At 67.3% G+C, this 24510-nt stretch carries 21 protein-coding genes, 1 pseudogene and 1 riboswitch; of the genes and pseudogenes, 4 read left to right on the forward strand and 18 right to left on the reverse strand.

The genetic code is table 11. The features are described 5' to 3' along the window. Positions 1-128: 128 nt before the first annotated feature. A pseudogene (locus tag RTU05_RS01395) lies at positions 129-587 on the forward strand (c-type cytochrome); the annotation flags it as partial. Positions 588-594: 7 nt separating this feature from the next. Here the strand turns inward: RTU05_RS01395 and RTU05_RS01400 are convergent. From RTU05_RS01400 to acnD, 8 genes are all read right to left on the reverse strand, one after another. Further along, positions 595-1314 carry a cytochrome b gene (locus tag RTU05_RS01400; protein WP_312595098.1) on the reverse strand — a complete coding sequence of 240 codons (720 nt, stop codon included), beginning with the start codon at positions 1312-1314 and terminating at the stop codon, positions 595-597. Further along, positions 1311-2057, reverse strand: a complete 747-nt coding sequence (locus RTU05_RS01405) for a cytochrome c oxidase assembly protein (RefSeq protein WP_312595100.1) — start codon at positions 2055-2057, stop codon at positions 1311-1313. Before RTU05_RS01405 ends, RTU05_RS01400 begins: the two co-directional genes overlap by 4 nt. Before the next feature lie 92 nt (positions 2058-2149). Further along, positions 2150-2680 (reverse strand): flavin reductase family protein, encoded by a 531-nt coding sequence (locus RTU05_RS01410; protein ID WP_312595102.1) that lies wholly within the window; start codon positions 2678-2680, stop codon positions 2150-2152. 86 nt (positions 2681-2766) lie between these two features. Next, positions 2767-3795 (reverse strand): methionine synthase, encoded by a 1029-nt coding sequence (locus RTU05_RS01415; RefSeq protein ID WP_312595104.1) that lies wholly within the window; start codon positions 3793-3795, stop codon positions 2767-2769. Between the two features lie 28 nt (positions 3796-3823). Next, a complete protein-coding gene (locus RTU05_RS01420; RefSeq protein WP_312595106.1) occupies positions 3824-4810 on the reverse strand; it encodes a DUF1852 domain-containing protein in 987 nt (328 codons plus the stop codon). A 106-nt stretch (positions 4811-4916) separates the two neighbouring features. Next, positions 4917-5123, reverse strand: a riboswitch (cobalamin riboswitch). A gap of 71 nt (positions 5124-5194) precedes the next feature. Next, a complete protein-coding gene (locus RTU05_RS01425) occupies positions 5195-6601 on the reverse strand; it encodes a short-chain fatty acyl-CoA regulator family protein (RefSeq protein WP_312595108.1) in 1407 nt (468 codons plus the stop codon). 136 nt (positions 6602-6737) lie between these two features. Next, positions 6738-7937, reverse strand: a complete 1200-nt coding sequence (gene prpF, locus RTU05_RS01430; RefSeq protein ID WP_312595110.1) for a 2-methylaconitate cis-trans isomerase PrpF — start codon at positions 7935-7937, stop codon at positions 6738-6740. Next, a complete protein-coding gene (gene acnD / locus RTU05_RS01435; protein ID WP_312595112.1) occupies positions 7937-10561 on the reverse strand; it encodes a Fe/S-dependent 2-methylisocitrate dehydratase AcnD in 2625 nt (874 codons plus the stop codon). The genes prpF and acnD overlap by 1 nt, the downstream gene beginning before the upstream one ends. Before the next feature lie 250 nt (positions 10562-10811). Here acnD and RTU05_RS01440 point away from each other — a divergent pair, with 250 nt between their 5' ends. Genes RTU05_RS01440 through prpB form a run of 3 tightly spaced genes read left to right on the forward strand, consistent with a single transcriptional unit; the run spans position 10812 to position 13372 of the window. After that, positions 10812-11237, forward strand: coding sequence for an acyl-CoA thioesterase (locus RTU05_RS01440; protein ID WP_312595114.1), 426 nt, complete (start codon positions 10812-10814; stop codon positions 11235-11237). A gap of 17 nt (positions 11238-11254) precedes the next feature. Then, positions 11255-12412 carry a 2-methylcitrate synthase gene (prpC, locus tag RTU05_RS01445; RefSeq protein WP_292021684.1) on the forward strand — a complete coding sequence of 386 codons (1158 nt, stop codon included), beginning with the start codon at positions 11255-11257 and terminating at the stop codon, positions 12410-12412. A gap of 27 nt (positions 12413-12439) precedes the next feature. Next, positions 12440-13372, forward strand: a complete 933-nt coding sequence (gene prpB, locus RTU05_RS01450; RefSeq protein ID WP_312595116.1) for a methylisocitrate lyase — start codon at positions 12440-12442, stop codon at positions 13370-13372. Here the strand turns inward: prpB and RTU05_RS01455 are convergent. The 10 genes from RTU05_RS01455 to RTU05_RS01500 form a co-directional block, all read right to left on the reverse strand. After that, positions 13369-14058: a response regulator transcription factor gene (locus RTU05_RS01455; RefSeq protein WP_312595118.1), complete on the reverse strand. Its 690-nt coding sequence runs from the start codon at positions 14056-14058 to the stop codon at positions 13369-13371. The two genes, prpB and RTU05_RS01455, sit on opposite strands and share 4 nt — an antisense overlap. Next, the gene (locus tag RTU05_RS01460; RefSeq protein WP_312595120.1) at positions 14058-16742 is read right to left on the reverse strand and encodes a sensor histidine kinase KdpD; all 2685 of its coding nucleotides are present in this window, start codon (positions 16740-16742) and stop codon (positions 14058-14060) included. The genes RTU05_RS01455 and RTU05_RS01460 overlap by 1 nt, the downstream gene beginning before the upstream one ends. After that, a complete protein-coding gene (gene kdpC, locus RTU05_RS01465) occupies positions 16743-17321 on the reverse strand; it encodes a K(+)-transporting ATPase subunit C (protein ID WP_312595122.1) in 579 nt (192 codons plus the stop codon). A 10-nt stretch (positions 17322-17331) separates the two neighbouring features. Beyond that, on the reverse strand, positions 17332-18048 hold the full coding sequence (locus RTU05_RS01470; RefSeq protein ID WP_312595124.1) for a TorF family putative porin: 717 nt from the start codon (positions 18046-18048) through the stop codon (positions 17332-17334). Positions 18049-18071: 23 nt separating this feature from the next. After that, a complete protein-coding gene (kdpB, locus tag RTU05_RS01475; RefSeq protein WP_312595126.1) occupies positions 18072-20138 on the reverse strand; it encodes a potassium-transporting ATPase subunit KdpB in 2067 nt (688 codons plus the stop codon). Between the two features lie 18 nt (positions 20139-20156). Beyond that, positions 20157-21866, reverse strand: coding sequence for a potassium-transporting ATPase subunit KdpA (kdpA, locus tag RTU05_RS01480; protein WP_312595128.1), 1710 nt, complete (start codon positions 21864-21866; stop codon positions 20157-20159). A gap of 18 nt (positions 21867-21884) precedes the next feature. Next, complete coding sequence (locus tag RTU05_RS01485) at positions 21885-21974, reverse strand: potassium-transporting ATPase subunit F (protein ID WP_196066341.1); 90 nt, start codon at positions 21972-21974, stop codon at positions 21885-21887. Positions 21975-22419: 445 nt separating this feature from the next. Then, a complete protein-coding gene (locus tag RTU05_RS01490; protein ID WP_312595130.1) occupies positions 22420-22908 on the reverse strand; it encodes a TonB-dependent receptor in 489 nt (162 codons plus the stop codon). After that, entirely contained in the window at positions 22881-23678 is a 798-nt protein-coding gene (locus tag RTU05_RS01495; RefSeq protein ID WP_312595132.1) for a TonB-dependent receptor plug domain-containing protein, read from the reverse strand. The genes RTU05_RS01490 and RTU05_RS01495 overlap by 28 nt, the downstream gene beginning before the upstream one ends. A gap of 92 nt (positions 23679-23770) precedes the next feature. Then, positions 23771-24442, reverse strand: coding sequence for a FecR domain-containing protein (locus RTU05_RS01500; protein WP_312595134.1), 672 nt, complete (start codon positions 24440-24442; stop codon positions 23771-23773). Positions 24443-24510: the final 68 nt, after the last annotated feature.

The following is a 24510-nucleotide window of genomic DNA, read 5'->3' on the forward strand; positions in this document are numbered from 1 at the left end:
TTCGAAGGGGCGTGCGCTCGCCCCTTCCCTTCATCGGTCTGTCGTTCGCCCTGGGGGCGCTCGGGGCCTGCGACGCCACACGCGGACAGACGGATGCGGCCTTCAGCGCCGATGGACGGATCATCGCCATGAGCGGCGGCGCCGGCGGGGCGGCCAACGCCTGTTTCACCTGTCATGGTCTGCAGGGCCAGGGCGACGGCGTCTCCGCCCCGCGCCTGGCCGGTCTGGATGTCGGCTATCTGCGGAAGCAAATGGAGGACTACGCCTCGGGCCTTCGTCCCGACGATCAGATGACCCGCATCGCTAAGGCGCTGAATCAGAAGGATCGCCACGCCGTCGCCGCCTGGTACGCCGGCCTGCCGGCCTCGTCGGCCCAAACGGTCCCCGCCCCCGCTCCGGCCGTCTATCTGTCGGGCGATCCGTCGCGCGGCATCGTGGCCTGCGCCTCATGTCACGGCGCCGAGGGCGAAGGGACGGGTCGCGGCGGCAACCCCCAGATCGCCGGCCAGCCCGCCGCCTATACGCTGGAGCAGATCGACCGCTGGAAGTCGGGCAAGCGCCGCAACGATCCGCGCGGCGTCATGGCCTCAGCCGTCAAATCGCTTTCGGACCCAGAAGCCCGCGCAATAGCCCTTTGGCTGTCGACACGACCCGCCGCTCCAGCGCCCGCCACCGCCGCTGCCACCGGGTCCGCTTCCGTGGACGCAGCGGCACGACCGGCAGCATCGCGTGAAACACGTCGTCCCGATCGATCAGATGGTGCTTGAGCGCGGCGCCCGCATGAATGGGGATCATCAGCAGCAGGGTCAGCACCATGCCCCAATGCATCCACTCCGCCGCCGCCTCGATCGCCCATAGCTGGGTGTTCGACAAATCCTGCAGAGGCAGCAACGGCCAGCGAATGAACCCCAGCGCCTCTAGCTGGCGCGTCCGATCCGTCGCCGAAATCATGGCCCATCCTGTCAGCGGCAGACCGAACAGGCAGATGTAGAAGACATAGTGGGTGACGTGCGCCGCCCAGCTTTCCCAGCCTGGCTTGTCCGCATCATTGACCAGGTCCGGCGCCATCAGCCGCCAGGACAGCCGGCCGATCACCAGGATCAGCATCAGCACTCCGATCGCGAAATGCAGGTCATAGGCCGCGACCATGGCCGCCCCCACCGGCTGGCGCCCCATCCAGAAGCCCCAGCCGATCTGGAACACCACCAGCCCTGCCATGGTCCAGTGAAAGGCGATTGCCACCGGCGAATAGCGACCCTCGTCATGATGGCCCGCCGCCCATTCCAGGGCCTGCTGGAACAGCCGAACGATCACGCCGCGACCTCTCGCGTCGGCCTCAGCATCCGCCCCAGAACCGCCAGGGCGGCGAACAGATAAAGCGCCGACGCCGGGGCCCACATGATCAGTCCCGCCGCCTGCTGATCCTCGAGCGGCGTCATGCCCCAGGCCAGTGTCGAGTAGAAGTGCGGCGCATAGACCGCTTGTCCGGCGAAAGTCAGCACCGCCCCCAGCAATCCCATCGCCAGCATGGCCGCCAGCAGGGCCACGACCGCCGCCGGGGCCGAAGCGGCTCTGACCCTGGTCCAGAACCAGACGGCGCTCCCCAGCAGACTCAGCTGCATGACCCAATAGAGGGCGTCGTTCGAAAGCGCCGCGCCATAAAGACCCGGCGCGTGCCAGGCCCACAGCACCACCGCCTGCGCCGCCGTCGCCAGAATCAGCCCGCCGCCGTCACGCCGGGGCGTCGCCCAGGCCAGCAGCGGCGCCGCCACCCCGATAAGAAGCACGTGGTGAACCGTCCGCGCCGAAAACAACGCCGAGCTTAGGGCGCACAGGGGCGAGACGAAACTGATCGCCAGAACCCCCATCCCCATCAGACCGAACACCCGCCGCCGCCCGTCCAGCCGCGCGGCCAAAAGCATCGTGACCATCAGCATGACGCCCAACAGGACCGGGTCCAGGTTCCACCGCCAATCCCCCGCCTCCGGCGCCGGACCGCAATAGGGCGTCCAGATCGGTTCTGCATTCATGATCGCCCCCCACACGCGCCTGCTCACGGCTTGAAGTCCAAAGCCTCGAAGGCCGGCTCAGTTCCTCTCGGGGATCTTCTGCGGCGATTGGTCTGACCCGTTCTACTCAGGCCGGCTTCTCATTCGGCGGGGCAGAGCGGCGCGTGCGATCGCTCGATGGGCGAAAGGGTGTGGAATCTGCTGGAGTGGAAGATCAGCGGCGAAATCCCATCGGCTGCGGCGGCCCGGTGCAGACGGAAAAGGACGATGTCGTGGTCGCCCGCCTCGACCTCCTTCTCCACCGAACAGTCCAGCCAGGCGGGCGCGCCGGCCAGGAACAGCGCGCCCTCCGGGCCGACCTGATAGTCCAGCCCCGAAAACCGATCATCGCCCGTCTGGGCCAGCTGACGCGCGGCGACGGCATGGCTGTCTCCAAGGAACGAGATGCCGATGCGCGGCCGGGCGCGCAGCCGCCGCCAGGTCCAGGAGCCGCGCTTGATGCAGACCGAAACGAGAGGCGGATCTAGCGACACGGCGACGAATGCGCTGGCCGTCATGCCGACGGGACGGCCGTCCTCCATGGCGCCCAGGGCAGTCACTCCGGTCGGGAACAGGCCGAAGAGCCGACGCAGATCGGCTTCCTCGGCGATGTCGGTGAGGTGGTTCGGCATGATCAAAAGCCTTCCGGGCGTAGGACGGGCGTTTCGTCGGATGGCTCGACGACGCCACCGCGAGCCAACTCCCCCATCGTCAGGGTTCAGGCCAAGAGTTCGTTGCGAACGATCGCAGCGCCCGCGCCCAGAGCCGCGAGCTTCCCATTGGCGACGCGGCGGGACAGGGGCGCCATGCCGCAGTTGGTGGCGGGATACAGTTTGTCGGCGTCCACGAACTGCAACGCCTTCCTCAGGGTGTCCGCGACCTGTTCGGGCGTCTCCACGACGTCGGTCGCCACGTCGATGGCCCCGACCATCACCTTCTTGCCCCGGATCAGCTCGATCAGGTCCATCGGCACGCGTGAGTTCTGGGCCTCGAGCGAGATGATGTCGATGCTGGAGGTCTGCAGCTTGGGGAAGGCCTCTTCGTACTGACGCCACTCCGACCCCAGGGTCTTCTTCCAATCGGTATTGGCCTTGATGCCGTAGCCGTAGCAGATGTGGACGGCGGTTTCGCAATTCAGGCCCTCGGCCGCCCGTTCCAGCGTGGCGACGCCCCAGTCGTTCACCTCGTCGAAGAAGACGTTGAAGGCGGGCTCGTCGAACTGGATGATGTCGACGCCGGCGGCCTCCAGTTCCCTGGCTTCCTCGTTGAGGATCTTGGCGAACTCCCAGGCCAGCTTCTCGCGGCTTCGGTAGTGGTCGTCGTACAGGGTGTCGATCATCGTCATCGGCCCCGGCAACGCCCATTTGATCGGCTGGTCCGTCTGCCGGCGCAGGTATTTGGCGTCCTCGACGAAGACCGGCTTCTGACGGCTGACGGCGCCCACGACCACCGGCACGCTCGCATCGTAGCGATTGCGAATCCGCATGGTCTTGCGGGCCTCGAAGTCCACCCCGTCCAGATGCTCGATGAAGGTCGTGACGAAGTGCTGGCGCGTCTGTTCGCCGTCGCTGACGATGTCGATGCCGGCGCGGCGTTGGTCGTCCAGCGACAGGCGCAGGGCGTCCTGCTTGGCCTCGACCAGTTCAGCGCCTTCCAGCTTCCAGGGCGACCACAGGGTCTCGGGCTCGGCCAGCCAGACGGGCTTGGGCAGGCTTCCGGCGGTGGATGTGGGCAGCAGGGTTTTCATGACGGATGACTTCTTAGGGAATGACGGATCAGGCGGCGAAGCTGGCGGACCATTGGTCCAGAACCTGCCGATAGGGTTTGATGAAACGCTCCTCGACGAACCGGCCCTGTTCGACCGCCAGGCGGCTGCGCTCCTCGCGGTCGTAGACGATGCGCGTCAGCGAATAGTCCTGACATTGCAGGCTGGGCCGGTATTGTTCCGACGCCGGGGAGTTGGCGTTGTAGATCTCGGGCCGATAGATCTTCTGGAAGGTCTCCATCGTGCTGATGGTGCTGACCAGTTCCAGGTCGGTGTAGTCGCCCGTCAGGTCGCCGATGTGATAGAAGGCGAAGGGCGCGACGCTGCCCCTAGGCATGAAGTAGCGGACCTTCATCCCCATCTTGGCGAAATACTGATCGGTCGGGGAAAACTCGTCGTTCGCGTATTCGCTGCCCAGCACAGGATGCTCGCCGCCAGTCCGGTGATAGGTCTTGTTGCTCGACACGCTCAGGCAGATGACGGGCGGCTTGGCGAAGTTGTCGCGATAGGCGGCCGAGTTCAGGAAATGCTTGAACAGCTTGCCGTGCAGGTCGCCGAAATCCGCCGGCGCGAAGGCGCCGGGATTGGCCTTCATATGCGCGGGCAGGACGACGCTGAAGTCGTAGTCACGCACATAGGAGGAGAAGTTGTTGCCGACGATCCCATCGATGCGCCGGCCGGTCTGGCGGTCCACGATCGTGGTCTGAAGAATTTCGATCAGCGGGAAACTGTCCGTCCCCTCGCCCGGCTCCACGCTCATCTCCACGGAGACGATCTGCAGTTCCACCCCATAGCGATCCCCCCTCGGATTGTCCCAATGCGCCAGGGAGTTGAAGCGGTTGTCGATCATCCTCAGGGTGTTGCGCAGGTTTTCCTGTCGGCTGTCCCCCCGGGCCAGATTGGCGAAATTGGTCGTGATCCGCGTGTTCTCGGCGGGAATATAGTTCTCGTCGAGCGCGGTGCGCTTGAGGGTGAATGTGAACGCGCTGTTCGCCATGGTCTCTGCCGTTGATGCTGGCGGAACAGCGGGCAGGAACGCGCGACCGCTCGCACACGAAAAGCCTCCGTCGCGGCGTTCATGCGACCTGACCGACACCCCGCCGGAGGACGTTATCTGTCGAGGCAGGTCTCCTGGCTCGCGGGTCACGGCTTCCGGTCCGGCCTTCCCGGAGGCGAACCCCCAGTGACATCCAATGGACCCTCAGCTCGCCGCTTACAGTTGCGGGGGCAGCGCCGGCATTGCACCGGTTTCCCTCTTAGCTCCCCCCAGCCCGAAGACTGAGCGGAGAACCACGACGCACGGACACTGCCACAGCCACGCCTGAAGTCAAGAAAGATATAAAGATATCTTTATGTCCTTATATGATCCACCAGCGCTCCTTCAGGCCGCCGTTGGATAGGGCGTCGCCGCGCTGCGATTGGGGTCGATCACCAGCGCGCGCCCTATGGGCGGAAACGCCCTTTGCGGGCAGGCTGGGCGCTCGCACACCTTGCAGCCCGCGCCGATGGGCGTGGCGGCGGCGACGTCCGACAGGTCCAAACCCTGCGAATAGACCAGGCGCGAGGCGTGGCGGATGTCGCACCCCAGGCCGATGGCGAAACTCTTGCCCGGCGCGCCGAAGGCCGGACCGGGACTGCCGACCGTTCGGGCGATCCACAGATAGGTGCGCCCGTCCGGCATCTGCGCCATCTGGGTCAGGACGCGGCCGGGCTGGGCGAAGGCTTCGTAGACATTCCAGAGCGGGCATGAACCGCCCACGCGCGAAAAGTGAAAGTCGGTCGCCGACTGGCGTTTGGAGATATTGCCTGCGCGATCGACCCTGACGAAGAAGAAGGGCACGCCCAGCGCCCCCGGACGCTGAAGGGTGGAAAGCCGGTGACAGACGGTCTCGAACCCCACCCCGAAATGCCGCCCAAGCCGCACGATGTCATAGGCGAAGGTCTCGGCCTGCTGAAGAAAATCACGATAGGGCAACAGGACGGCGCCGGCGAAATACTGGGCCAGGCCGATGCGCAGAAGGTCGCGCGTCTCCCGGTCGTCGAACCCCGCGCCGTCGATCAAGGTCTCGATGGCGGCGCCCGCCTCCAGATAGGCGAGCTGCATCGCCATCTGGAACGCCTGCTGGCCCTGTTTGGTGAAGGGCGAGACATGCAGGGTGCGATTGACGGCGTCGAAGCGACGCTGGGCCTCCTCCCCCTCGTCGACGACGACGCGCACGCCGTGCCTTTGGGCCAGCCAGGCCGCCAGGCCCGGCCGGACCTGACGCGGCGCCAGACCAGCGGCGGCATAGAGACGCTCGGCCGCCTCATCCAGTTCGGCGACATGATTGCGACGCGAATAGAAGAAGTCGCGCACCTGTTCGAACGGCATACGGGCGGGCGTGTCGTCGGCGAACTCCTCTCCCAGCCTCAAGGCCATGGCCTCGGCCCGGTCGGCGCTGCGCCTCGACTTGCGGTGCAGCGCGACCAGCGCCCGCCCGACCGCAGGCATGTTCAGCGCCAGTTCCCGCAACTCAGCCGTCGATATGTGCTCGGCCCCGCCCTCCCCCAGGGCTTCGCGCACATCCGAGATCAGCCGCCCCTCCTCGTCTTCCGAGAACAGCTGAACATCGACGCCGAAAGCGGCGTTGAGCTTGAGCAGCAGGGGCACGGTCAGCGGGCGCTGGTTGTGCTCGATCTGACTGAGATAGCTGTTGGATATTCCCAGCGCCTGCGCCACGGCGGTCTGGGTCAGGCTGCGCTCTTCGCGCAGCCGACGCAGACGAACACCCATGAAGGTCTTGCTCATAGACTTTTACAACTTTTGCATAAAGCCGGAAAGAATTTCTCAAACATCCGCAAAGAGAATGCTTAAGCCTGACCGATAAATGCAAATATTGCAAACATGAAGACATCGCAAGACGTCTTGCCGCCGCTCAGACCGCTCAGGGCTCCGACGGCACGAAGACGTCGCCCGTCATCAGCCGACGCGCGCTGCGGCTCATGACGGCCTTGACGACGGTCCAGTCGCCGTCGCGCCGCTGCGCCTCGGCCCCGACCCGCAACGTGCCGGACGGATGACCGAACCGGACCGCGCTGCGCTCGCCCCCGCCGGCCGCCAGATTGACCAGCGTGCCCGGCACGGCGGCGGCCGCGCCGATGGCGACGGCGGCGGTGCCCATCATGGCGTGGTGCAGCTTGCCCATCGACAGGGCGCGGACCAGCAGGTCGATCTCCTGCGCCTTAATCGTCCTGCCGCTGGAGACGACGTGATCGCGGGCCGGCGCGACGAAGGCGATCTTGGGCGTGTGCTGACGGCGCGAGGCCTCATCGGTCGATGCGATCAGCCCCATCCGAACCGCGCCGATGGCGCGCAGGGCCTCGAACCGCTTCAAGGCCGCCGCATCGCCATTTAGGGCCTCCTGCAACTCGGCGCCGGTATAGCCGATATCGGCAGCGTCCACGAAGATGGTCGGAATGCCGGCGTCGATCAGCGTGGCCTTCAGCCTGCCGCCCGCCACCAGGTCCTCCGGCACGTCCAGTTCATCGATCAGATTGCCTGTCGGGAACATGGCGCCCCCTGAACCGTCATCGGCCTGGCCCTCATCGGCGGGATCGAGGAACTCCAGCACGATCTCGGCGGCGGGGAAGGTCACGCCGTCCAGTTCGAAGTCGCCGGTTTCCTGCACGGCCCCGCCCGCGACTGGGACATGGGCGATGATGGTCTTGCCGATATTGGCCTGCCAAATCCGGACAGTGCGGACGCCGTCGCCCCCTGCATCGACATAGCCCGCGTGGATGGCGAAGGCCCCCGCCGCCGTCGACAGATTCCCGCAGTTGCCCGACCAGTCGACGAAATCCATGTCGATGGAGACCTGGCCATACAGATAGTCGACATCATGGTCGGGCCGGTCGCTGGGCGAGATGATCACGCATTTCGACGTGCTCGAGGTCGCGCCGCCCATGCCGTCGATCTGTTTGCCATAGGCGTCCGGACTGCCGATCACCCGCTGGAACAGCCGGTCCCGCGCCGGGCCGGGCACGCGCGCCGCGTCGGGCAGGTCTTCCAGACGGAAGAAGACGCCTTTCGATGTGCCGCCGCGCATATAGGTGGCGGGGATGCGGATCTGCGGACCGTGCGACATCAGGCGGCGGCCTCCTGTTCCAGGAAGTCCTGAGCGAAACGTTGCAGCACCCCGCCCGCCTCATAGATCGAGACCTCCTCGGCGGTGTCCAGGCGGCATTTGACCGAGACCGTCTCCTGCGTCCCTTCAGCGCGGTGAACGACCAGGCTCAGCTCCGCGCCCGGCGCGGCTTGACCGACGACGTCATAGGTTTCCGTGCCGTCCAGCTTCAGACCCAGCCGGGTCACCCCGCCGGTGAACTCCAGCGGCATCACGCCCATGCCGATCAGATTGGTGCGGTGAATCCGCTCGAAACCCTCGGCGACGATGGCCTCGACCCCCGCCAGACGCACGCCCTTGGCGGCCCAGTCGCGCGACGAGCCCTGGCCGTAATCGGCGCCCGCGATGATGATCAGCGGCTGACGACGGCCCAGATAGGTCTCGATCGCCTCCCACATCCGCACCACCTGGCCGTCCGGCTCCAGCCGCGCCAGAGAGCCCTTCTTCACCGCCCCGTCCACCACAGCCATCTCATTGACCAGTTGGGGGTTGGCGAAGGTGGCGCGCATGGCCGTCAGGTGATCACCCCGATGGGTGGCGTAGGAGTTGTAGTCCTCCTCCGGCACGCCCATCGCCGTCAGGTATTCGCCCGCCGCCGAGGTCGGCAGGATGGCGTTCGACGGCGACAGGTGATCGGTCGTGATGTTGTCCGGCAGGATGGCCAGGGGCCGCATCCCCTTCAGCGTGCGCGGGCTGGCCGCCAGGGCACCCAGCCCCTCGGTGTCCCAATAGGGCGGACGGCGGATATAGGTCGACTGGGGCCGCCAGTCATACAGCGGCGCGGCGGGCGCTCCGCCATGCAGGCGCTTGGCGAACATCGGCTCATAGACGTTGCGGAACTGTTCGGGCTTGACGTGCCTGCCGACGATGGCGTCGATCTCGGCGTCGGTGGGCCACAGGTCCTTCAGACGGATTTTACTACCGTCGGGCGCGACGCCCAGGACATCCTGCTCGATATCGAACCGCACCGTCCCGGCGATGGCGTAGGCCACCACCAGTGGCGGCGAGGCCAGGAAGGCCTGTTTGGCGTAGGGATGGATGCGGCCGTCGAAGTTGCGGTTCCCGGACAGGACGGCCGTCGTATAGAGGTCGCGCTCCACGATCGCGTTCTGGATCACCGGATCGAGCGCGCCCGACATGCCGTTGCAGGTGGTGCAGGCGAAGCCGACGATGCCGAAGCCCAGCGCCTCCAGTTCCGGCAGCAGGCCTGCATCCTCCAGATAGAGTTGCGCCACCTTGGAGCCCGGGGCGAACGAGGTCTTGACCCAAGGCTTGCGGACCAGACCCAGGGCGTTGGCCTTTCGGGCCACCAGGCCCGCCGCGACAACGTTTCGGGGGTTGGAGGTGTTGGTGCAGCTGGTGATGGCGGCGATGATGACCGCGCCGTCCGGCATCAGACCCTCGCGCTCTTCGGCCAGGGCGCCGTCCAGATCGACCGCCACGCCGCGCGCCTGCAGGGCCGAGGTCGGCAGGCGACGATGCGGATTGGAAGGCCCAGCCAGATTGCGTTCGACCGTGGACAGATCGAACGCCAGCACCCGCTCATAGTCGGCGGTTTTCAGCCCGTCGGCCCAAAGGCCGATGGTCTTGGCATAGGTCTCGACCAGGTCGATCTGTTCGGGCTCGCGACCGGTCAGGCGCAGATAGTCGATGGTCTGCTGGTCGATGTAGAACATCGCCGCTGTCGCCCCGTATTCAGGGCACATGTTCGAGATGGTGGCCCGGTCGCCGATGGTCAGGCTGTCCGCCCCCTCCCCAAAGAACTCCAGCCAGGCGCCGACCACCCGCTCCTTGCGCAGGAACTCGGTCAGGGCCAGCACGATGTCGGTGGCGGTGATGCCCTCACGGCGCCGCCCCGTCAGTTTGACGCCCACGATATCGGGCAGGCGCATCATCGACGGCCGCCCCAGCATCACCGTCTCGGCCTCCAGCCCCCCGACTCCAATCGCTATGACGCCCAGGGCGTCGACGTGCGGCGTATGGCTGTCGGTGCCGACGCATGTGTCGGGGAAGGCGAGCCCATCGCGCACCTGCACGACCGGAGACATCTTCTCCAGATTGATCTGGTGCATGATGCCGTTGCCGGCGGGAATGACGTCCACATTCTCGAAGGCCCGCTTGGTCCATTCGATGAAGTGGAACCGGTCCTCGTTGCGGCGATCCTCGATGGCGCGGTTCTTGGCGAAGGCCTCGGGATCGAACCCCGGCGCCTCGACCGCCAGGGAGTGGTCGACGATCAGCTGGGTCGGCACGACCGGATTGACCTTGGCCGGATCCCCGCCCTGCTCGGCGATGGCGTCACGCAGTCCCGCCAGATCGACCAGGGCCGTCTGGCCCAGAATGTCGTGGCAGACGACGCGCGCCGGATACCAGGGAAAGTCCAGATCGCGCTTGCGCTCGACGATCTGCCTCAGCGCCTCGTCGCGCGAGGCGGGGTCGCAATGACGCACCAGCTGCTCGGCCAGCACCCGCGACACATAGGGCAGACGGTCATAGGCTCCCGGCTGAATGGCGTGAACCGCCGCGCGCACATCGAAATAGTCGAGCGACGTACCGAGCAGTCGGCGACGATAGGCTTCATTCATTTGAGCCGAGTTCCCCTGATCTTCATCGCGTCATTATCGACCCGCGACGGGGGCTTCGGAACGCCTGAAAGGGCGGAGATTTGTGAACGCCGCCCTGCAAATCAGCAAACTTTGCGGACACATCCAGGTTTGCAGCTTTCGCGGATTTGCAGCATCGCCTTCACTGATTTCCGCTCTTTCAGTCCTTCTGAGATCGATCGAAGCGTGAATATTCAAGGGCCTTGCGGATGATCCGCTGTCCGAGGCCCCCATGTCGTCGCCGACGCCGCTTCCCCCTGACGAGACCCGGTTCGCCGAAATGGTCTTCCCGGAACAGGCCAATCACTATGGCGCGCTGTTCGCCGGTTCGGCCCTTGCGCTGCTGAGCAAGGCCGCCTTCGTCGCCGCCAGCCGCCGCGCCCGCAACGACGTCGTGATGGCGCGGTCCGAAGCCACCGATTTTCACACGCCCGTCCGCGTCGGCGAACTGCTGGACATGGTGGCGCGCGTGATCCGTGTCGGTCGCACGTCCCTGACCGTGGAGGTCGAGGGCGTGGCCGAAACCCTGTCCACCGGCGCGCGACGCCCGGCGCTGAACGGCCGCTTCGAAATGGTCGCCGTCGACGCCGAAGGCCGTCCGCGCCCGATCACCCTTCACCCCTGCTCCGGCGCCCCGGTCTTCGTGGCCGCCCAATAAGCTTTTCGAGGAAATCCATGTCCGAAGTCGCCGCCGCTCCTGGCGTGAAGCCGAAGAAGTCCGTCGCCCTGTCCGGCGTCCTGGCGGGCAACACCGCCCTGTGCACCGTCGGTCGCTCGGGCAACGACCTGCATTATCGGGGCTATGACATCTTGGACTTCGCCGAGACCAGCGAGTTCGAGGAAATCGCCCATCTGCTGATCCACGGCGCCCTGCCGACCGCCGCTCAGCTCAAGGCCTACAAGGCCAAGCTCAAGGCCCTGCGCGGCCTGCCCGCCGCCGTGAAGTCGGCGCTGGAGACGGTTCCGGCGGCGGCCCACCCGATGGACGTGATGCGGACGGGCGTTTCGGCCCTGGGCTGCGCCCTGCCCGAGGCGCACGACCACAACCACCCCGGCGCCCGCGACATCGCCGACCGGCTGATCGCCTCCCTGGGTTCGATGCTGCTCTACTGGCACCACTTCAGCCAGAACGGACGCCGCATCGAGGTGGAGACCGACGACGATTCCATTGGCGGCCATTTCCTGCATCTGCTGCATGGAACGGCGCCGTCCGACAGCTGGGTGCGGGCCATGCACACCTCGCTGATCCTGTACGCCGAGCATGAGTTCAACGCCTCGACCTTCACCGCCCGCGTCATCGCCGGGACGGGCTCGGACATGTTCTCGGCCATCGCCGGGGCCATCGGCGCCCTGCGCGGTCCCAAGCACGGCGGCGCCAATGAAGTCGCCTTCGAAATCCAGAAACGCTACGCCGACGCCGACGAGGCCGAGGCCGACATTCGCCGTCGCATGGAGGCGAAAGAGGTCATCATCGGCTTCGGCCACCCCGTCTATACGATCAGCGACCCCCGCAATGTCGTCATCAAACGTGTCGCCAAGACCCTGTCGGACGAGGCCGGCTCGACCCGGATGTACGACATCGCCGAACGCATCGAGAGCGTCATGATGGACGAGAAGAAGATGTTCCCGAACCTGGACTGGTTCTCGGCCGTCTCCTACCACATGATGGGCGTGCCGACGGCGATGTTCACGCCCCTGTTCGTCATCTCGCGCACCACGGGCTGGGCCGCCCATGTGATCGAGCAACGCACCGACAACAAGATCATCCGCCCCTCGGCTAACTATACCGGCCCGGAAAACCTGACGTTCGCGCCTCTGGCCGAACGCGCCTAAGACCGCCTGAAAGCCTACGGAGCCTCCATGCCCTATCTCGTCGCCGCCGACCTGCCGACCGAATCCGCCGGCAAGCGTTTCCGCGCCGCCCTGGCCCGCGAAGGAATCTGGCAGTTGCCCGGCGCCCACAACGGCCAGGCGGCCATCCAGGCCCGGAACGCCGGCTTCGACGGGGTCTATCTGTCGGGCGCGGCGATGACGGCCTCCATGGGCCTGCCGGACCTTGGCATCATCACGGTGGACGAAGTCGCCTTCTTCATCCGCCAGATCGCCCGGGCGTCCGGCCTTCCCCTGCTGGTGGACGGCGACACCGGCTATGGCGAGGCGCTGAACGTCATGCACATGGTGCGGACGTTCGAGGAGGCGGGCGCCGGGGCCGTACATCTGGAGGACCAGATCCTGCCCAAGAAGTGCGGCCACCTGAACGGCAAGGCCCTGGTTCCCGCCCTGGATATGGCCGCCAAGGTCGCCGCCGCCAGGAAGGCCAGCCGCGACATCGTCATCATGGCCCGCACCGACGCAGCCGGCGTGGAAGGCTTCGACGCCGCCGTCGACCGCGCCAGGATGTATGTTGACGCCGGCGCCGACTGCATCTTCCCGGAAGCGCTCAACACCCGCGAGATGTTCGAGAAGTTCGCCAAGGCCATGCCCGGCGTCCCCCTGCTGGCCAATATGACCGAGTTCGGCAAGACGCCCTTCTACACGGCCGCCGAGTTCGAGCAGATGGGCTACAAGATGGTGATTTGGCCCGTGTCGTCCCTGCGCGTCGCCAACAAGGCCCAGGCCGAACTCTACGCCTCGATCAAGACCAATGGCGGCACGCACAAATACGTCGACCGCATGCAGACCCGCCAGGAACTGTACGACACCATCGGCCTGCACGCCTTCGAAGACCTGGACGCCTCCATCATCAAGACCATCGTGCCCCAGGGCATGCCGCAGGAAGACGGAGCGGTTTAGACAACCAGCCGATAGCCGATGCCGGGCTCGGTCACGAGCATGACTGGCTGGGCCGGGTCCGCCTCCAGCTTGTGCCGCAGCTGACCGACGACGACGCGCAGATACTGGACGTCGTCGGCATGGCCGGCGCCCCATATGGCCTTCAGCAGATCGACGTGACCCAGCACCTTGCCGGCGTTGCGGGCCAGATAGGCCAGGACCTCGTATTCCTTGGGGCGCAGCTTCACCCGCTCGCCCGCGCGGGCGACGATGCGACGGTCCAGGTCGATCACCATATCGCCCGCCGTGACCACGCCGCCCACGATCGGCGTCAGCGCGCCCTGGCGCAGACCCGCGCGGATGCGGGCCAGCAGTTCGCCCACGCCGAACGGCTTTTCGACATAGTCGTTGGCGCCCAGGTCCAGGGCCGTGATCTTCTCGGCCTCGCGGTCACGGGCGGACAAGACGATGATCGGCCCCGGATAGAACTCACGCGCGCGGGTCAGCACATCCTTGCCGTCCATATCGGGCAGTCCCAGGTCCAGAACCACGGCGTCGGGGCTCCACAAGGCGATGGCGCGCAGGCCCTCCTGGCCGCTGTCGGCGCGGCGGGGCTCGTAGCCGGCGGCGTTCAGGGCGGGTGCCAGGAAACGGTGGATCTGGGGTTCGTCGTCGATGACCAGAACCTGGGGGCGAACGGCGGACATCAGAGTAGATCCGGGTGGGTGGCGATGGATTTGGGCAGGCGGATCAGGATGCGGGCGCCGCGTTTGCCGTCGGCGTCGTCCTGGATCGGGCTGGCGGCGGCGATGCGGCCGCGCATCGCCTCGACGAAGCCCTTTGCGATGGCCAGGCCCAGGCCCGCCCCTTTCGCGCGGTCGGTCGGCTCCTCCATGCGGCGGAACTTGTCGAACACCCGTTCCAGCTCGGCGGTCGGGATGCCGTTCCCCTGATCCTCGATGGAGATGACGACGGCGCCGCGATCCTCATAGGCCGCCAGTTCGATGGTGGTGTCATCGGGACTGTAGGCGATGGCGTTCTCAAGAATATTGACCACCGCCTGTTCCAGCAGGCCCGGATCGGCCTCGACCAGACTGAGCTGGGCCGGAAAGTCGCGCGTGACTCTGCGCCGGCTCAGGCGGCGCGACACCCGGTCGGCGGCCGCATTCAGGATGTCGCGCACATCGGTCCAGTCGGTGCGGACGTTCAGCCCCCCGCCATCCAGCCGCGTCATGTCCAGCAGATCCCCGACATAGCGCGACAGACGTTCGGCCTCTTCGCGGATGCTGAGCAGCAGGTCTTCGCGGACCTCGGGCTTCAGGGTCGCGCCATAGTCGATCAGGGTCGTCGCCGAGCCCAGGACGGTGGACAGGGGGGTGCGCAGATCGTGGCTGACCGAGTTCATCAGGGCGGCGCGGAAACGATCGGCGCGGCGCAGGGTCTCGGTCTCCAGCGCCTGACCTGCCAGATCGGCCCGCTCCAGCGCCACGGCGCCCTGGTCCAGCAGGGCCATGGCCAGACGTTCCTCGTCCGAGCCCGCCGCCACGGCGGACGCATCTATGCCCGCCACGCCCGCCCGGGCGCGCACGCCCTGAAGAGGCTGAAACCGCCAACAGGTCTGCGGCAGGGTGCCGGTGCCGTGGCCCGCGACCTCGCCGTGGGTCCAGGCCCAGCGGGCGGCGGCCATGGCGTCGGGGGCCAGGGTCACGCCGTCGGGGCTGGCTCCGGTCAGAACGATGTCCTCGCCGTCGGGCAGAAGAACGACGGCGCCCGCGCCGGCGGCGGCCGAGGCCTGTTCGGCCAGGCTGCGGGCCGTGACGGCGCGATCCTGGCCGGCCGACAAGGTCTGGCTGGCGGCCAGCAGGGCCGAGACGGCGGCGGCACGCCGCTGGGCCGCTCTGGCCTGTTCGCGCACCCGTCCCGCCAGGGCGCCCGTGCCCAGGGCCACGCCCCAGAACAGGATAAGGGTCAGGACGTCCGTCGGCGAACCGATCAGGAAGCTGTAGCGCGGCTGGAGGAACAGGAAGTTGTAGGTCAGGAAGGCCAGAGTCGCCGCCGCCAGAGCGGGCCTGAGCCCGTTCAGCACCCCTGCCGCCACCACCGCCGCCAGATAGATGACGCCCAGATCGACCCGCTCGAACCGGGCGTCCAGCAAGAGGGCCGCCCCTGTCGCCGCCAGGACGAAGGCCGCGCCGACCGGATAGCCGCGCCAGTCCAGCGCCGCCCGGACACCCGACCGTGTCGCCGGTTCGGGCGCGGTCAGGTCGCCCTCGGTCACGACGTGGACGGCGACCCCTTGCGCCTTGCGCAGCAGTTCGGTCGCCAGCGCCCGGCCGGTCCATTCGCTGAACCGCCCGCCGCGCGTTTTGCCGATGACGATCTGGGTGACGTTGTTGCGATGCGCGTGATCCAGCACGGCGCGCACCACATCGTCGCCGCTGATGGTCACGGGCCGCCCGCCCAGTTGCTCCGCCAGCTTGAAGGCCTCAGACAGCCGCTCCGCCGACCGGGCGTCGGCGCGCGATCCGCTGGGTCGTTCGACGTGGGCCACGGACCAAGGGGCGTCCATCATCATGTCCGACATCCGCCGCCCGGTCCGCACCAGGGAAGCGGTCATGGCGTCCCCGCCGACCAGCACCAGGATGCGCTCGTTCGCCGCCCACGGCCCCGACACGCCCCGCTCGCGCAGATGCGACAGCAGTTGGTCGTCCACTGTCTGGGCCGCCCGGCGCAGAGCCAGTTCGCGCAGGGCCGTCAGGTTCTCGATCCTGAAGAAGTTCTCCGACGCCACGCGCGCCGTCTCAGGCACATAGACCTTGCCCTCGGCCAGGCGCGCCCGCAGATCCTCAGGCGTGATGTCGATGAACTCGATGTCGTCGGCTCCGGTGAGGACGCTGTCGGGCACGGCCTCGCGCTGGCGAACGCCGGTGATGCGCAGGATGACGTCGGACAGGCTTTCCAGATGCTGGATGTTCAGCGTCGTCCAGACGTCGATCCCAGCGTCGCGCAGTTCCTCCACGTCCTGCCACCGCTTGGGATGGCGCGAACCGGGCGCGTTGGAATGGGCGTATTCGTCGACCAGCAGCAGTTCGGGCCGCCGCGCGAGAGCGCCGTCCAGATCGAACTCCATCAGGGCGCGGTCGCGGTGTTCGATGGGTGCGCGGGGCATGACGTCCAGCCCGCGCAGCAGGCTCATCGTCTCCTTGCGGCCGTGGGTCTCGACCACGCCGACGACGACATCCAGCCCCTCGGCCTTTCGGCGGCGCGCGGCGCGCAGCATCTCATAGGTTTTGCCCACGCCGGGCGACATGCCCAGAAACACCTTCAGCCGCCCGCGCTTGCGGCGCGGAACGGCTGAAGTCGCGGGCGTTTCAGGCGCCGGTTCGGGCAATCAGCCCTCCGCCCCGAAACGGGCGTCCAGCGCGCGGTTGGTCATCAGGACATTGACGTGCGGCTGGCCGATGAAGCCCAGGAAGGCCCCCTCGATGTGCGCGTCGATGATGCCCTGGACCTGGTGCACGGGAACGCCTCTGGCGCGGGCGATCCGCGCGGCCTGGAGCCGAGCGTAGGCCGGGGACACGTCCGGGTCGAGGCCCGAACCCGAGGTCGTCACCGCATCGGCGGGGATGATCCCCGGACCGTCCTCGGCGCGGATCGCCCTGGCGCTTTCGGCGACGCGGACGGCCAGGTCCGGGTTCAGCGGTCCCAGGTTCGAGCCGGACGAGGCGGCGGCGTCATAGCCCTTGCCCGCCGCCGAGGGACGGGGGTGCAGATAGGTGGCGCCCGCGAAGGGCTGACCGATCAAGGCCGAGCCGACGACCTGGCCTCGGGCGTCTCGCACCAGGCTGCCTTCGGCCTGATTGGGGAAGACGGCCTGCGCGATCCCGGTGACGGCCAGCGGATAGGCCAGGCCCAGCAGCAGGGTGAACAGGGCCATCATGACGACGGCCGGGCGAAGTTGATTGACCATGATCGTCGCCTCAGAAGGCGGCTTTCAGCGTGGCTGCGGCGCGCGCGCCATAGCCGTCGGCGAAGCCGTGCTGATCGGTGTCGTGATAGCGTACATCCAGCGCCAGATTGCGGGTCAGCTGATAGGCCGCGCCCAGGTTCCAGGTCGTATAGTCCAGGTCCGAAGACAGCCACTGACGACCGACCGCGCCGGATATCGTCCACTTGTCGGCGGGGCGGACGGCGCCGTTGATCTCGGCATAGGTCGCCTGATCCTCGGCCACCCCGAAGAAGTCCGGCGAATAATAGACGGCGGCGCCCACGGTTGCGGGGCCGGCGGTGCGCGATGCGGCGGCCTTCAACTCGACATAGTCATAGTCCGCGCCCTCGGGCTGGCCGGGGTAGAGATAGCCGACCAGGCCGAAGTCCAGCGCATAGCCGGCGACCTCGGGACGATATCCGGCGTAGAGATCGACCTCTGCGTCCGTGCTGTCGCCGAAATCGACGTTGGAGGCCCAGGCGCCGGCGTAGAATCGTTCGTTCGTCAGATCGACGCCCGCCGATATCGCGGGCCTTTCCCGGGTCTGGCTGACGCCGCGGAAAACGTAGTCGGAGGTGACGGCGACGTTTGCCGACATGTCCTGCGCCCTGGCTTCGCTGCACAGGCCAAGGCCGGAAAGGACCAGGATGCAGGCGGCGACGAACCAGGCGTCGTTGCGGCCCGAGGCCTTGGAGAGAGATTTACGCATGAGGATGTCCTTGGAAACGCGCATCAGGCCAGGCCGAGCGCGGAGATGATAAGGTCGATCAGCTTGATGCCGACGAAGGGCGCGATCAGGCCGCCCAGGCCGTAGATCAGCAGGTTGCGACCCAGCAGGGCGCCGGCGCCGATAGCCCGGTATCTGACGCCCTTCAGCGCCAGCGGGATCAGGGCGACGATGACCAGGGCGTTGAAGATGACCGCCGACAGGATGGCGCTCTCGGGGCTGTGCAGCCGCATGATGTTCAGCGCGCCCAGCGACGGCAGGGCCACGACGAACATCGCCGGAATGATGGCGAAATATTTGGCCACGTCGTTGGCGACCGAGAAGGTGGTCAGGGCGCCGCGCGTGATCAGCAGTTGCTTGCCGACCTCGACGATCTCGATGACCTTGGTCGGGTCGCTGTCCAGATCGACCATATTGCCGGCCTCGCGCGCAGCCTGGGCCCCGGTCTGCATGGCCACGCCGACATCGGCCTGAGCCAGGGCGGGGGCGTCATTGGCGCCGTCGCCGCACATGGCGACCAGACGGCCCTTTGCCTGTTCGGCCTTGATCAGGCGCATCTTGTCCTCGGGCGTGGCCTCCGCCAAGAAGTCGTCCACCCCGGCTTCCGAAGCGATGGCCGCCGCCGTGACCGGATTGTCGCCGGTGATCATGATGGTGCGCAGCCCCATCCGGCGCAGGTCGGCGAAACGCGCCTTCACCCCCGGTTTGACCACGTCCTTCAGGTGGATGACGCCGACCAGGGTGCCGTTCTGTGTGACGGCCAGGGGCGTGCCGCCCGAGCGGGCGATCCGGTCCACCGCCTGACGGAACTCGGCCGGAGCGGCGCCGTCGGTCAGGTTCAGATCCTTCAGCACCGCATCGACCGCCCCTTTCCTCCAACTGTCCTCGCTGACGTCCAGGCCCGACTGACGGGTGACGGCGGTGAAGGGGATGGCGACGGCGCCGACCGGCTGATCGACAGAGACGCCCACATTGCGGCCCAGTTCGACGATGGAGCGGCCTTCCGGCGTCTCGTCGGCCAGGGACGCCATGACGGCGGCGGCCAGGGCGGCCTCGGGACGGACGCCCGGAACCGGAATGACCTCGGTCGCCATGCGGTTGCCGAAGGTGATGGTGCCGGTCTTGTCGAGCAGCAGGGTGTCCACGTCGCCCGCCGCCTCAACCGCGCGGCCCGAAGTCGCCAGGACGTTCACCTTCAACAGCCGGTCCATGCCCGCGATGCCGACGGCGGACAGCAGCCCCCCGATCGTGGTCGGGATCAGGGTGATGAACAGGGCGCCCAGGACCATCGGGTCCAGATCGACGCCCGAATAGGCGCCCAGGCCCACCAGGGTCACGACCGCGATCAGGAAGATCACGGTCAGGCCGGCCAGCAGCACGGCCAGGGCCAGTTCGTTCGGCGTCTTCCTGCGATCCGCGCCCTCGACCATGGCGATCATGCGGTCCAGGAAGGTCGAGCCGGGCTTTGCGGTGATGCGCACCTTGATCCAGTCCGAGACGACAGTGGTGCCGCCGGTCACGGCCGAGCGGTCGCCGCCGCTTTCGCGGATCACCGGGGCGCTTTCGCCGGTGATGGCGGCCTCGTTGACCGAGGCGACACCCTCGATGATCTCGCCGTCCGAGGCGATCACATCCCCGGCCTCGACCAGGATGATCGAGCCGACCTCAAGCTCCGACGCATTGGTCGGGACCACCGTGCCGGTCGCGGGGTCGACGATCAGCTTGGCCTTGGTCGTGACGCGGGTGGCGCGCAAGGAATTCGCCGCCGCCTTGCCCCGCCCCTCGGCGACGCTCTCGGCGACATTGGCGAACAGGACCGTGGCCCACAGCCACAGGGCCAGTTGCACCGCAAATCCGGCCGACTGTCCGCCCGCGATGGCCGCCGCCGCCGAGATGGTGGACAGCAGCGCCACGATCCAGGTGGTGAAGATGACCGGGTTCTTGATCAGTTTGACGGGGTTCAGCTTGACCACCGCATCGCCCACGGCGCGACCGATCATCGCCCCGGAGAGCCCGCCCGCGAGGGGCGACGCACGGCCGCCCTCGCGGGGATCGAGAGTGAGTTGTGTCATGTCAGGATGTCCGGGGGATCAGGCGCCGGCGACCGCCGCCAGCACCTGGAAGTGCTCTACGATCGGTCCCAGCGCGAGGGCGGGCAGGAACTGCAGTCCGCCGAGGATGAGGATCACGCCGATCAACAGGCCGATGAACAGGCCGCTGTCGGTGGGCAGGGCGCCGACGCTGGGCGCCAGCTTGGGCTTGGCGACCAGGCTGCCGGCGATGGCCAGGACGGCGACGGCCGGAATGAACCGCCCGAACAGCATGGCCAGGCCCAGGGTCGTGTTCCACCACGGCGTATTGGCGCTCAGGCCCGCGAAGGCCGACCCATTGTTCGCCGCCGCCGAGGTGTAGGCGTAAAGCATCTCCGACAGGCCGTGCGGTCCCTTGTTCAGCAGACCGGCCAGGGCGGTGGGGAAGACGGCCGCGATCGCCGTGAAGCCCAGTATGGCCAGCGGCAGGATCAGCACCGCGATCATGGCGAACTGGATTTCGCGCGCCTCGATCTTCTTGCCCAGATACTCCGGCGTGCGACCGACCATCAGACCGGCGACGAAGACCGACAGCAGGGCCATGACCACCATGATGGCGATGCCCGAGCCGACGCCGCCGGGCAGAATCTCGCCCAACTGCATCAGGAACATCTGCAGCCCGCCGCCCAGGGGCATGAAGCTGGCGTGCATGGCGTTGACCGAGCCGTTGGAGGCGCCGGTCGTCACGACGGACCAGACGGTCGAGGCGGGGGCGCCGAAGCGGACCTCCTTGCCTTCCATGTTGACCGAGGCGTCCACATGGGCCGCGACCAGGGACGGCGGCGCTTGCGTCTCGATCACATACATGGCGGCCGAGGAGACGCTCAGCAGGATCAGCGCCGCCGTCGCCAGCGCCCTGATGTCGCGTCCCGCCAGCGCCGTGCGGCCAAAGGCGAAGAAGGCGGCCCAGCCCATGACGTTGATCGCCACGGCGGTCAGCAGGTTGGTCATGGCGTTCGGGTTCTCGAACGGATGGGCGCCATTGGTGTTGAAGACGCCGCCGCCGTTGATGCCCAGTTGTTTGATCGCCACCTGGCTGGCCGCCGGGAACAGCGGCAGGGTCTGCGCCCCGCCCTCGACCCCGACGGCGTGGACATTGGCCGCCAGGCTCTGAACCACGCCCAGCCCCGCCAGGGCGACCGCCAGGATCAAGGCGGCGGGCAAGAGGACATAGAGGGTGGTCCGTGTCAGATCGGCCCAGAAGTTGCCGACCCCCTCGCCGCGATGGGCCACGAAAGCCCGCGCCAGGGCGGTGGCGATGGTCGCCCCGGTGGCGGCCGAGACGAAGTTCTGCACCGTCAGGCCGACCATCTGCGTAAAGGTCGACATCGTCGCCTCCCCGCCATAGCTCTGCCAGTTGGTGTTGGTCACGAAGCTGACGGCGGTGTTGAAGGCCAGGTGCGGCGAGACGCCCGCGAAGCCCTGCGGGTTCATCGGCAGCATGCCCTGCAGCCGCAGGATCGCATACAGCAGCACAAAGCCCGCCAGGTTGAAGGCCAGCAGCGCCCCGGCATAACCCAGCCACCCTTGGCTGCGCTTCGGATCGACGCCCGCCGCGCCATAGAAGACGGCCTCCACCGGCTTCAGTACCGGATCGAGCCAGGTCCGTTCGCCGTTCCAGACGCGCGACATGTAAACGCCGATGGGCCAGCCGAGCAGAACGGCCAGCCCAAGGGTCAGGGCGATCTCGCCCCATCCTTGAATGTTCATGAGTTTCGTCCCGGTCCGTCAGAACCGCTCGGGCCGCAGCAGGGCCGCGACCATATAGACGGCGACGACCACCGCCCCCGCCCCCCAGAGCATGGCGATCATCGTCATACCCGTTTCAACGCAACGGCCAGTGCCGCAAAGACGATGAACGCCCCTGCCCCTGTCGCCAGAAAGATCACATCGGCCAAGCCGGCCTCCTCACGCTCAGATGAAGCGTGAAGAGATCATGGGCGGCCGTAACGGGGCGATGTGGATTCCCCGCCTCGGCGTAAAGGAAACATAAAAGCCGGGGGTGCAGGCCCCGCCTTGCACCGACCTCAAGCGATCCGAAAGCGGTTCGGAGAATGCGATGGCCGCATGGCGCTTGACGCCCAGCATGCCGACCGCCTTGCTCCGTCTATGACCAGACCGGCAAGCAGCCCCACGGCGGCGGCGAATAGATGTTCAGAACAGCTTCGGCTGGATGGACGGCGTCGCCCGCATTCCAACGGGGCGCTGTCGGCCCTTGTCGCGCCGCCGCCCGAGGGGATCCGGGCGGCGGCGCGCTGCGGCGTCAGAAGCTGTAACGCAGCCCCACGCCGTAGGTCGCCGGCGCGCCGACCAGACGCGATGCGCCGTTCAGCTCCGGGAAATAGACCTCGTCGGTGATGTTGCGGCCATAGGCATAGACCGACCAGTTCGCCGCCGTCTCCAGCTCGACCCTGGCGTTCAACAGGGTGTAGGCCTTGGCCGTATTGCCCGGCGTCGCATTCAGGCGATTGGATTCCTCGCCGTGATGCGAAACGGACAGGCGCGAATCCAGCCGCCATCCGTTGTCCAGAACCAGACCATGCTTCAGCGCCAGGGTCGCCGTCACGTCCGGCGCGCCCGGCAGCGGATCGCCGACCGTTTGCAGCACCTCGGCGACGCGGGCCGAGCTGAACGACAGGATTTCGGTGTCCAGGAAGGCGGCGGCCAGATCGACGTCCAGCGTCTGGTTCGCGGTCTCGAACAGAACGGCGTTGATCGCGAACTCTATGCCCTGGCTCTCGGCCTCGCCCACATTGGCCCGGCCGTTGGTGTCATTGGCCAGTCGCGTGGTCGCCTGCAGCGGCCATACAGGGTGCCCTGCGGCCCCTTCAGGATCTCGACCCGGTCCAGGTCGAACAAGGGCATGCCCAGATAGGCGTTAGACGTCTGATAGACCCCGTCCACGTGCAGGGCGACAGAGGGATTGCCGTTGGGCTTGTAGTCGTCGGCGCCGCCGATGCCCCGGATGCTGATCAGGCCGTAGTTGGTGCCCCCGAAGGCGTAGTTGACCGAGACGCCCGGGACCTCGTCCACCAGGCCGGTGACGCTGTCGATGCCGCGCCGCGCCGCATCGTCGCCGTCGATCACGGTCACGGCCAGGGGCACGTCCTGAATACGCTGCGCGCGCTTCTGGGCGGTGACGATCACCTCGTCGAGGGTGGCGGCGTCCGTGGAGGCGTGACCGGCTTGCGAAACAGAAAAGGTGCGCTCGCCGACCTGCGCGGCGACCAGGCCCGAACCGGCCAGAATCTGGCGCAAGGCCTCCGCAGGCGCCATCACGCCGACGACGCGCCCGCCGCGTTTGCCGCGCACCAGTTCGGGCGTGAAGACCACCTGGACGTCGGCGGCCCGTGCGAACCCGGTCAGGGCAGTCTCCAGCGACTGGCTTTCGATCGCGAAGGCGATCGGCCGCGCCGTAGAGGTCTGGGCCAGCGCCGGAGACGCGGCGGCTAAAACGGCCAAGGCGCTGCAGGCCAGCAGCCCGCGTTTCAAAGCGCCCGAGAATGGCGAGGACATGGTCATTGGAAGCCCCTGAAATCTAGCGACCGGCCCCCGGCCGGCTCGCTCTCAGGAACGGAAGCGCCCCCCTGACCCCACACCCTGTCTTGCAAATTTCATCGAACCTTTGCCGATCCTTCAGAGGATCGGATGCGCCACACGCCACCCGCGCTCCGCTTGACCGAAAGGTCGAAACCCGTCGCCAGGGCAAGGGCGAATTCGCGCGCCCCGTCGTAGCGGAACGAGCCGGAGATGTGCCTGGCGCCGGCCTCATCGTCCTCAATCGACAGGCGCTCGGCGGAATAGCGGTTGAAGGCGGCGACGACCTCGCTCAGCGGTCGGTCGCGCACCACAAGACGGCCATCGCGCCAGGCCGTCTCGGCCTCTACATCGGCCGCGATCACGCTGAGGCCCGCCGCCGTCGCATGCGCCTTCTGACCCGCGCCGACATGAACCGATGTCTTGTCACCCCGACGCTCGCGGACCGTCAGTCCGCCCTGCTCCACCACCACCTCGGGCCGGTCGCTCGACAGGCTCAGCTGGAACCGACCGCTGTCCGCCGTCAGCACCCGATCACCCGCGCGCAACACGAAAGGTCGGTCGCCCGCCACGAGGTTCAGATAGATCTGCCCCTGTTCCAGAACCGCCGCACGACGCCCACCGACGAAATCCAGCCTCAGCCGCGTCAGGGGCGCCAGCGTCACTTCCGAACCGTCCGGCAGGGTCGCGTTCAACCTCTGTCCCGCCTTGGTCGCGATCAAGGCCCTCGCCGGCGACGCCGCACCCAAAATCCACAGTCCGCCGATTTCGTTGAAAAAGGCGGCTGCTGAGATCGCCGGCAGTAACCGGCACGGCG

It is taken from the genome of Brevundimonas sp., from assembly GCF_032017145.1.
Lineage (GTDB): Bacteria > Pseudomonadota > Alphaproteobacteria > Caulobacterales > Caulobacteraceae > Brevundimonas.